At 67.0% G+C, this 8,673-nt stretch carries 8 protein-coding genes and 1 pseudogene; 3 read left to right on the top strand and 6 right to left on the bottom strand.

Going from position 1 to position 8,673, the window contains the following annotated elements; all coding sequences use genetic code 11:
• Window positions 1–90 precede the first annotated feature (90 nt).
• From ACFXPK_RS10065 to ACFXPK_RS10050, 4 genes are all read right to left on the bottom strand, one after another.
• Window positions 91–1,662, bottom strand: coding sequence for a multicopper oxidase family protein (locus tag ACFXPK_RS10065; RefSeq protein ID WP_385073663.1), 1,572 nt, complete (start codon window positions 1,660–1,662; stop codon window positions 91–93).
• Window positions 1,659–2,111 (bottom strand): hypothetical protein, encoded by a 453-nt coding sequence (locus tag ACFXPK_RS10060; protein ID WP_385073660.1) that lies wholly within the window; start codon window positions 2,109–2,111, stop codon window positions 1,659–1,661. The genes ACFXPK_RS10065 and ACFXPK_RS10060 overlap by 4 nt, the downstream gene beginning before the upstream one ends.
• Window positions 2,112–2,250: 139 nt before the next feature.
• Window positions 2,251–3,183 carry a M56 family metallopeptidase gene (locus ACFXPK_RS10055; RefSeq protein WP_385073658.1) on the bottom strand — a complete coding sequence of 311 codons (933 nt, stop codon included), beginning with the start codon at window positions 3,181–3,183 and terminating at the stop codon, window positions 2,251–2,253.
• Entirely contained in the window at window positions 3,180–4,742 is a 1,563-nt protein-coding gene (locus ACFXPK_RS10050) for an MFS transporter (protein WP_385073656.1), read from the bottom strand. The genes ACFXPK_RS10055 and ACFXPK_RS10050 overlap by 4 nt, the downstream gene beginning before the upstream one ends.
• A gap of 341 nt (window positions 4,743–5,083) precedes the next feature.
• On the opposite strand from ACFXPK_RS10050, the gene ACFXPK_RS10045 reads away from it, so the two are divergent.
• Window positions 5,084–5,635 carry a TetR/AcrR family transcriptional regulator gene (locus ACFXPK_RS10045; protein WP_385073654.1) on the top strand — a complete coding sequence of 184 codons (552 nt, stop codon included), beginning with the start codon at window positions 5,084–5,086 and terminating at the stop codon, window positions 5,633–5,635.
• Window positions 5,636–5,838: 203 nt separating this feature from the next.
• On the opposite strand, the gene ACFXPK_RS10040 is transcribed toward ACFXPK_RS10045, so the two are convergent.
• Both ACFXPK_RS10040 and ACFXPK_RS10035 read right to left on the bottom strand, forming a co-directional pair.
• Complete coding sequence (locus tag ACFXPK_RS10040; protein ID WP_385073651.1) at window positions 5,839–6,033, bottom strand: hypothetical protein; 195 nt, start codon at window positions 6,031–6,033, stop codon at window positions 5,839–5,841.
• A gap of 277 nt (window positions 6,034–6,310) precedes the next feature.
• Window positions 6,311–7,061 (bottom strand): annotated as a pseudogene (locus ACFXPK_RS10035) (transposase family protein).
• Between the two features lie 226 nt (window positions 7,062–7,287).
• Here ACFXPK_RS10035 and ACFXPK_RS10030 point away from each other — a divergent pair.
• Both ACFXPK_RS10030 and ACFXPK_RS10025 read left to right on the top strand, forming a co-directional pair.
• The gene (locus ACFXPK_RS10030; protein ID WP_385073648.1) at window positions 7,288–7,716 is read left to right on the top strand and encodes a hypothetical protein; all 429 of its coding nucleotides are present in this window, start codon (window positions 7,288–7,290) and stop codon (window positions 7,714–7,716) included.
• Window positions 7,717–7,730: 14 nt separating this feature from the next.
• A partial coding sequence (locus ACFXPK_RS10025) for a caspase domain-containing protein (protein ID WP_385073646.1) occupies window positions 7,731–8,673 on the top strand: 943 nt, incomplete at its 3' end.

Here is an 8,673-nt window from a genome sequence, read left to right as displayed (position 1 = left end):
CTCAGCCGAAGGCCGCCCGCATGTACCGCAGTTACCAGTCCGAGTGATCAAGTACGACGAGCCGTTCGGACCTCGAGGTTAAAGATCAAGTTAGGTGACTTGGAAGTTCGCCATCATGGCCATGTCCTCGTGTTCCAGGTTGTGGCAGTGGAACATGTAGCGGCCCCGGTAGCCGTCGAAGCGGGCGAGTACTTCCACCGTTTCGTACGGCCTGACGTCCACGGTGTCCTTCCAGCCCCGTTCATGTGCCTCCGGCTCCCAGCCGTCCCGGGCCACCACCTGGAAATGGGCCAGGTGGAGGTGGACCGGGTGATGGAAGTCGCTGGTGAACCGCCATCGTTCGACTGTGCCGAGCTTCGGTGTCGCGAGCACGCGGTCCGGGGAGAAGGGGTATCCGTTGATTGTCCACAGCTCGGAGGAGCCGGAGCGGGTGAGGCGGAAGTCGAAGTCCCGGGTGGCCGACACCCGGGCCTGGTCGAGGCGTTCGACGTCGGCGAGCCGGGTGGGCACCGCTGAGGTGTCTCGCACCCTGCGTGCCACGCGGAACCGCATGACGTCCCGCATCCGCCCTTTGCCGAGGGTGTTGACGAGGAGCACTTCGGTGCCGGGCTTCCAGCGGGAGAAGTCGATGACGATCTCGGCGCGTTCGGCGGGTGCCAGGGTGACGGTGTCCAGTTCCACCGGACCGGCGAGCAGTCCGGTGTCGCTGCCTATCTGGGTGAGCGGGCCGCCCGGTTCCAGCTTCAGCTGATAGCGGCGGGCGTTTGAGGCGTTCAGCAGGCGGAAGCGGTACCGGGCGGCGTCGATCTCCAGCTCCGGCCAGGGGGCTCCGTTGATGAGGGTGACATCTCCCATCACCCCTTCCATGTAGGCGTTCTCGACACCGGGTTCGCCCTTCAGGGTCGGGTCGAGGGACGGGTACCAGAAGGATCCGTCCTCCTCGAAGGAGCGGTCGCAGATCATCAGGGGGATGTCCCGCTCGCCGTCAGGCAGGGGCAGTTGCTGTTCGTCGTCGTCGCGGATCAGGAAGAAGCCCGCCAGTCCGCGCCAGACCTGCGGGCCGCTGAAGTCCATCCGGTGGTCGTGGTACCAGAGCGTCGCCGCCTGCTGGTCCATGGGGTAGTCGTACTCCTTGGTGAGTTCCGAGATCTTCCAGGCGTCGGCCGGCATGTGCATCCCGCTGTGACCGGAGTGCGTCGACGGCTGCCGCCAGCCTTTCGATACGACGATGTCGGTGGGGTATCCGTCGGAGCCTGGCGGTGTGACTCCTCCGTGCAGATGCGTGGAGGTGGGTACGGGCAGTTCGTTGCGTACGGTGACCAGTGCCCGGCGTCCGGAGCGGCCGACGATCGTGGGTCCGGGGAACTGTCCGTCGTAGCCCCACACCTGGGTGCGCAGCCCGGGGAGGATCTCCAGGTCGGCCGCCCGCTGGACGATCTCGTAGCGGTCCACCCCGCCGCTGGTGTTCACCGGCCGGGCAACCCCCGGAACGGGCAGCGGCACCTGGTACGGCGCGGGGAGTTTCGCCTTGCTCACGCGCGGGCTGCCGGATTCCTCCCGCCCGGCGGACCACATGGATATGGCGCCGCCGACCGCCGCTGCGGCCGTTGTTCCGGCTGCCACGCCGAGGAATCCCCGGCGGCTCAGTGCTCGTTTCCTCATGACACGGTCTCTTTCGTCTTGGTGTTCTTACGTGTTGGTGCCGGGCCGGAGTCGGTGAGGACGACGAAGAGTACGAACATGGAAAGTGCGGCTGCGGTCACCCCGAGGAAGATGTGCGGGGCGACGACGCGGGCCATGCCGAGTCCTATCTGCGTGCTCACCAGGGCGAGGAACAGACCCGACAGCACGGTCAGCCGCCAGTGGGCGGGCTCGTCCCGCTTCTTGCGGGCCCGGCGTTCCACGAGGGCCGCGGCCAACTGGATCAGGGCGATGAGGGAGATGGTGCTGCCGACCGCGCTGTGCACGGCGAGCAGATCGACATCTCCGGTGACGAACAGGCCGGCGAGCAGCCCTTGCGCCAGCGTGGAGAGCAGACCGAGTGACGCGGTCACGCGCAGCACCCAGGTGGACCGGGGCACGCCGACGGCGGAAGTCGTCTTTGTGGACATGGATTCTTTCCTGATGTGGGAGTTCGAGGAGTGGGCCGGGGCGACTGGCAACAGCACGGCCAGACCCAGTAGCTATACCTTCTGGATGGTGAAGTAATTGAGGGAGGGTCCTGGGATGCTTGCTCCTGGTGCTGCTGGGTCAGGCGTTGAGGCCCGGAGCCGAGGTGATCAGGAGTGGGGTCAGGAGTGCGAGAGCGGCGGCGATGGTCGTCGCGGCTCGCTGAAGGGGAGTGAGCCGGGAGGGGGGTTCGAGGAGACGCAGTACGCGTGCGTGCAGCAGGCGCCGGGGGCTGTCGCAGCTGAAGACCCCGCGGTGCTGGTTGAGTTCGATGAGGGCGAGAGCGGTGGTGCGGCGGCCACAGCGCCGTGAGGCGGTGTCGTCGGCGGCGAGTTCGACCAGGCGATGTGTCTGGTCCGCGAAGTCGGTGAAGAGCGGAACGCGGGGGAAGCCCGTGGCCAGAGCTGTTGACAAGTGCAGCAGCCAGTCGTGACGGGCGTGAACATGGCCGAGTTCGTGCGCGTGGACCGCGTCGAGTTGACGGTCGGTGAGCCGGTGAAGGGCGCCGGTGGTCACGACCAGTCGCGGTGAACTGCCCGCGATCAGCCAGGCGTCGGGGTAGGAGTCCTCCAGGACCACCATCCGGTTGTCGTCCGTGACGCTTTCGCCGGGCAGGTCGGGTGCCCGCTCCCGGATGTAGGAGCGGCGCAGCCGTCGTCGGCGGCGTTCGTCGGCCAGTTGTCGTACGAGCATGGCTGCGGTCCACGCGGCTCCGCACGCCAGCAGCAGCGTGAGAATCGCTGCCCAGGCCGGCGCGGACGCCAGATCGTACGCTCCGACAACTTCCGGCGGCGCCGGCGCCAAGACGCGGACACCGACCGTGCCGAAGGCAGCCGCAGCACCGAGCACCAGAGCGCACAGGCAGCTCAGCAGGACAGCGCCGACCAGGCATTGCCACACCCACAGGGCGACTACCGGCTCCCGCTCGGGCCAGGCCGATCCGGTCAGCACGCGGGGGACGAAGACCGCCGCGGCGAAGGCGACTCCCGCGAGCAGGAGCAGGCAGAGGATCACGCCACCGGCTCCGGCTGTTCCGCGGTCGCAGGGGTACGGCCGAGAAGGCGGGCAGTTGCTGCGGCGCCGACGGCCAGAACGCCGGTGATGATGAGCAAGACGAGGGTGTAACCGTTGTCGAACGCGCCGTGAGCGGCGTTCAGCAGCATGTCCGCCCGTTCCGCGGGAAGCCGCCCCGATGCCAGCAGGGCTTGGTCGAGGCTGTCCTTCGCGGTCGTGGGAGCGTCGTCGGGAAGGTTGAGGGTGCTCGTGTAGAGAGAGGTAAGGACGCTGCCGAGAATCGCGACACCAAGGAGGCTGCCGAGTTCGTAGGAGACCTCCTCCACGGAGGCGGCCATGCCGGCGCGACGGGCGGGGGCGTTGCCCATGATCGCCGCCGAGGCGGCGGTCATCGCCAGGCCCGTGCCGGCCCCCGCGACAATCAGGCCAGGCACAATCCAGGCCGGATGGTCGGGGTAGATGCGCAGGAATGGAACCACCCCGGGGGTGAGCAGCAGGGTCAGCAGGACGCCGGCGGCCGTGGTCAGCAGTCCGCCGACAATCAGCGGGCGGGGGCCGATGCGCCAGGCCAGGCTGCCGGCGACGCCACCGGCGAACAGGGCTCCTGCGGCGAACGCCGCCACCAGGAGCCCCGCCTGCAGAGGGGAGAGCCCGACGACCAGTTGCAGCCGCTGGGCGAGTACCAGCTGGATGCCCGCGGCGGCGAACATGGCCAGCGAGGCCGCGGCGATGCCGGACACGATGTGCGGATGACGCAGCAGGGCGAAGTCGAGCAGCGGAGGGGCCTGCCGGCGCTGCCTGCGGACGAACAGCGTGAACCCGGCGGCCGACACGAACAACGCCACCGCCACATGCGACAGGTCTGAGTCGGGCTTGGCGACCTCCTTGATCGAATACACCAGACCGACCAGACCGGCCATCACCTGGAGGGAGGCGACGAGGTCCCAGGGCCTGTCCGAGCGGTGGGCGTCCGCGGGGACGAGAACGGCGCCGGCGACCAGGGCGAGCAGCACCACGGGCACGTTGATCAGGAAGACGGAGCCCCACCAGAAGTACTCCAGCAGCAGTCCGCCGACGATCGGCCCGAGCGTTATGCCGACCACGGACACCGAACCCCAGACAGCGATGGCAAGGGTGCGTTCACGCTCGTCGTCGAAGGTGATCCGGATCAGGGAAAGCGTGGCGGGCATCATCGCCGCGGCACCCACCGCGAGGAAGGCACGCGCCCCGATCAAGGCGGCCGGGCCAGGAGCGAACGCCGCCACCGTCGAAGCAACGCCGAAGAGGATGAGCCCGGCGAGAAACATCCTCTTGTGCCCGACACGATCGCCCAGGGTGCCCGCCCCGAGGAGCAGGCCTGTCATGACCAGCGGATACGCGTTGATGATCCACAGCTTCTGAGAGGCGTTCGCCCCGAGGTCCTCCGTCAGCGTCGGCAGCGCGGTATACAGCACCGACCCGTCCACAGTGATCAGAAACAGCCCCACCGACACGGTCACCAGCACCCACCAGCGCCTCACGCCGCCGTGCGGGGAGGGGCTGCCCTTGTTCTTCCTCATCACTCCGCCTTCTCTTCCGTGCTCTGGCCCTGCCGCCCGAAAGCACGACGTCGCCGTACTCGTTCAGCCTGGATGTGAAGCGCTTCCCGTCCGGGGCGGGGCATCCTCAACGCACTCCTGAGTGCGCCGTCGCCGCCTCGCGTCGCCTCGGCCGCTGCGGGAGAGGCCCCGGATCCGCGACCTCGGGGGCCGGCCGTCGTGCCGACCGGCCCCTCGACCGCTATCGAGAAACTACACCATCCAGATGGTGTAGTTTCATGGATGGGCCCCGACCCGGGGCAACACGTGAGCGCGATACACCCAGCCTCTGGAACTTCACCTTCTGGAAGGTAACCTTAGGTATGCGGCCAAGTCAGAAACACGTAATCATCGACGCCGCCATCCGGGTGACGGAGCGAGACGGCATCACCGGCCTCACCCTGGAGTCGGCGGCCGAAGAGGCAGGCGTCACCAAGGGCGGACTGATGTACCACTTCCGCACACGGAACGCCCTGCTGATGGCCATCCAGCAGCACCTCACCCGCCAGTGGGAGGACTACCTCGAAGCGGAACTGGGCAAGCCCGCGGCGGAAGCGACAACGCGGGAAACCATGGCAGCCTATGTCCGCGCAGGAGCCTGGGGCTCGGGAGGCAAAGCCGACCTCGCGTTCATGCTGGAAGCCGAGGCCAGCCCAGAGCTGGCCACCGTATGGAACGACCTCATCGCCCGCTGGGCCCCGCCCCCCACATCCACCGACCCACACGACATCGACCTGCTGCTCGCACGACTGGCCGTCGACGGCCTATGGATCATGGGAGCCACCGGCGGCGCCCCTCTCACCAAACCCGTCCAAGCAGCCCTGCGCGACCGGCTGAACGCGCTGCTCGACAACACGGACACCAAGACCGACTGACAGGCACCCCGCCTCAAGCGCGGCGTCCGTGATGGGTCTTCAGCTGTCCGAATCCCATGGTCCCGAGAGATCCAGATCTTCGGGGCCTGCGGCCGTCTCGGACGGCGCTCCAGTACAACCATGCCTATGTGCTGGGCCAGCGAGCACGCGGAGGCGGCTTGGCCTCTCCGGACCTGGGAAGCGGGCGGGACAGGCAGACGCGATCAGGCGGCGCGGCCGAACAGGTCCGCGAGCAGTTCCGCACCGTCAGCCGGTGCACGGACCTCCAGGTCCAGGTGCGGGCCGTCAAGGTGGAGCCGGAAGGCGAAGAACGGACAGCACTGCTGCTCAGCTGCTGCCAGCTCCGCCACCCGCACCGTCCGCCCGACCGGCAGCGTCAGCCGCAGCCCGTTGGACATCCCAGTCCGCGCGGTATCGCTTGTCCTGTCTCACCGAACCTTGAGTGGTTCTCGCCGAACCTTGACGGATCGCAGTTCGTCTCAGCGTAGGTTAAGCGCGCAGGTCAGGGCGTTGCCGCAGCGCGCCGAGGCCCGGCTCGTCCATCGCGGACGCGATCGTTTTGGGCCGAGACACGCACCGACAACGCCTCGTCCGACCCTCTGACCTGGGGCGCAGCCGAGGTTCAACTTCGCTGAGAATCGCTCAAGGTTCGCTGAGACAGGTCAGTGAGCTTCTTCAGCGTTGCCGCTTCAGGGTGAGGGCCGCTTTGACAATTGACGTCATGCGGTTCGGACTGCACCGGGTTACGCAGAAGATGCGCCAGGACTTCAGGCGGGCGACGCCGCGTTCGACTGGTGTCCGTACCGAGGCCAGTGCCCTGTTGACGGTCTTCTCGGTGACGGTGAGTTTCTGCAGAGGCCGACGTTTGATGCCCGTGGTCAGCCAGGGGCCGCCGCCCTGGTAGGCGAGATCGTCCGGGATGGGGACGCCCTGGCGCTCGCAGATGCGGACGATCCGGTGAGTGCGGGCGGCGGTCAGGTCGTGCGCCCGGCCCGGCAGCGCGGGCGAGAGCCGAAGCAGTCGGTCGTCCGGATCGGTGACCACCTGCACGTTCACACCGTCCCGGCGGTGCTTGTGGGAGTAGTCCCCGCGTGAGTCGCCGACGCGGTCGCACTCGGCGAGGGTGCCGTCCAGCATGACGAAGTCGGGGTCGGCCTCGCGCAGGACCTTCAGCACACCCGGTGCTCGTTCGGCGAGCAGGTGGATGATCGCGCTGGTGTAGGCATGGGCGGTGGACTCGCTGATCCCGAACCCGGCAGCGATCTTCGCCAGGGTGACGTGCTCGCGCAGGTATACCAGTGTCACCATCGCGCGCTGAGACGGGGCGGAGCTTGCAGCAACGGTCCCCCTCACGGGTGACGATGAGCATCGTGACCCACTCCACGAGTCCACGGGGCAGGTAGAGTGCGGCAGGATAGTTGACCAACGAGGCCCCCGAGCAGCGTGATTGATACGTCAGACATCTCGATCAACAGCCCGGGAGCCTCGCTCGTTGCGGCTCGCGGACCGTCACCTGATCGGTGGCCGCCTCGAAGAAGCTCCGTCAAAGAGTCTCACAGACGCAGGTGTTGCACAGGGGCTTTCTGGTTACGCTGGCCGTTCGGCTAGTACGCGGGGGCATTGTGAGGGTTTCGACGAGTCAGATCAGTGTGGTGCTCAAGGGCAGCACGGACAGCGATCCAGCGGAACTGGAGTCGTGCGCACTCGCGTTGCGTGAGCGCTTGCTGGAGCTCGACGTCGAAGATGTCGTGTTGGGGCGGGCAGGAGAAAGCGTGCCGGAGGGCGCAAAGCCGGGCGAGGTGATCGCTTTGGGCGCTCTGGCGGTGACAGCGGCGCCGTTTGCGGTGCGCAGTGTGGTGCAACTGCTGCAGACGTGGATCGAGAACCGGCCGGTTCGCACGGTCAGTATCGCTCTTGGTGAGGACAGCCTGGAGGTGGAGGCCATCTCATCGGCTGACCAGCAACGTTTGATCGAAGAATTCATTGCCCGGCATACATCGTCGCAAATCGCGGTGGAACCTGCACCACGTACCGGCCCGGCCGGGCCGGTACCGGATTCCGGAATAGCCGGGCAGGATTAAAGGGGGACATTGGCGTGTCCGGGGGCCGGTTTGCTCTGCTCATCGCGACGGGTCATTACGACCTTCCCGGTTTGAGGAGGCTGCGTTCGCCGGCGCCTGACGCCGAGGGGCTGGCCGAGGTCCTCCGCCATCCTCAGGTGGGTGACTTCGTGGTGCAGACGGTGGTCGACGGCAGCGTCAACGAGGTGAACCGGGCGGTGGAGCAGTTCTTCCTCGGCCGCAGCCGGAACGACCTGTTGATGCTCCACCTCTCATGCCATGGGATCAAGAACGACAACGGAGAGCTGTACTTCGCGGCCCGGGACACCGATCCGAAACTCCTCGCCTCTACGGCTGTCTCCAGTGCGTTTCTGCACACCCAGATGCACCGTTGCCGGGCCCGGTCCATCATTTTGCTGCTGGACTGCTGCTACAGCGGCGCCTTCCTGCGCGGCGCCAAGGGTGACACCACAGTGCACGTTCGTGATGAATTAGCCGGGCATGGCCGGGCGGTTATCACGGCCACCAACCGCACCGAATACGCCTGGGAAGGGGATCAGATCAGCGAGCTGGAGCCGGGCCGGTCCAGGTTCACTGAAGCAGTGATCGACGGTCTCCGCACCGGGGAAGCCGATCTCGACAGGGACGGATTGATCAGTGTTCACGAGCTGTACGACTACGTTTACGAACGGATCCTCACAGCCGGGGTGATGCAGCGGCCACAGATGTGGGCCGAACTCGAGTACAAAGTAACCATCGCCAGAACAGCGAAGAAGAACGAGGGACCTGCGGTTGCAGCCCTGCTCTATCCGCCTGCGGCGCTGTCCGCCTCGATGCCCGACGTCGTAACCGAACCAGCCGCCAAACGGACCACCCCGCTACAAAAAGACCACGCCCAGCACACACCGCGCAGTGGTCTCGGGGTGGACGTGGCACCACGGGATGCATCCGGGGTGGCTGAAAGGATCAGTAGTCCCG

The sequence above is a fragment of the Streptomyces sp. NPDC059142 genome, from assembly GCF_042755665.1.
In the GTDB taxonomy this organism is placed as follows: Bacteria; Actinomycetota; Actinomycetes; order Streptomycetales; family Streptomycetaceae; genus Streptomyces.
Note: the sequence above shows the minus strand (reverse complement) of the source record. Positions and strands in the feature narration are given on the sequence as shown.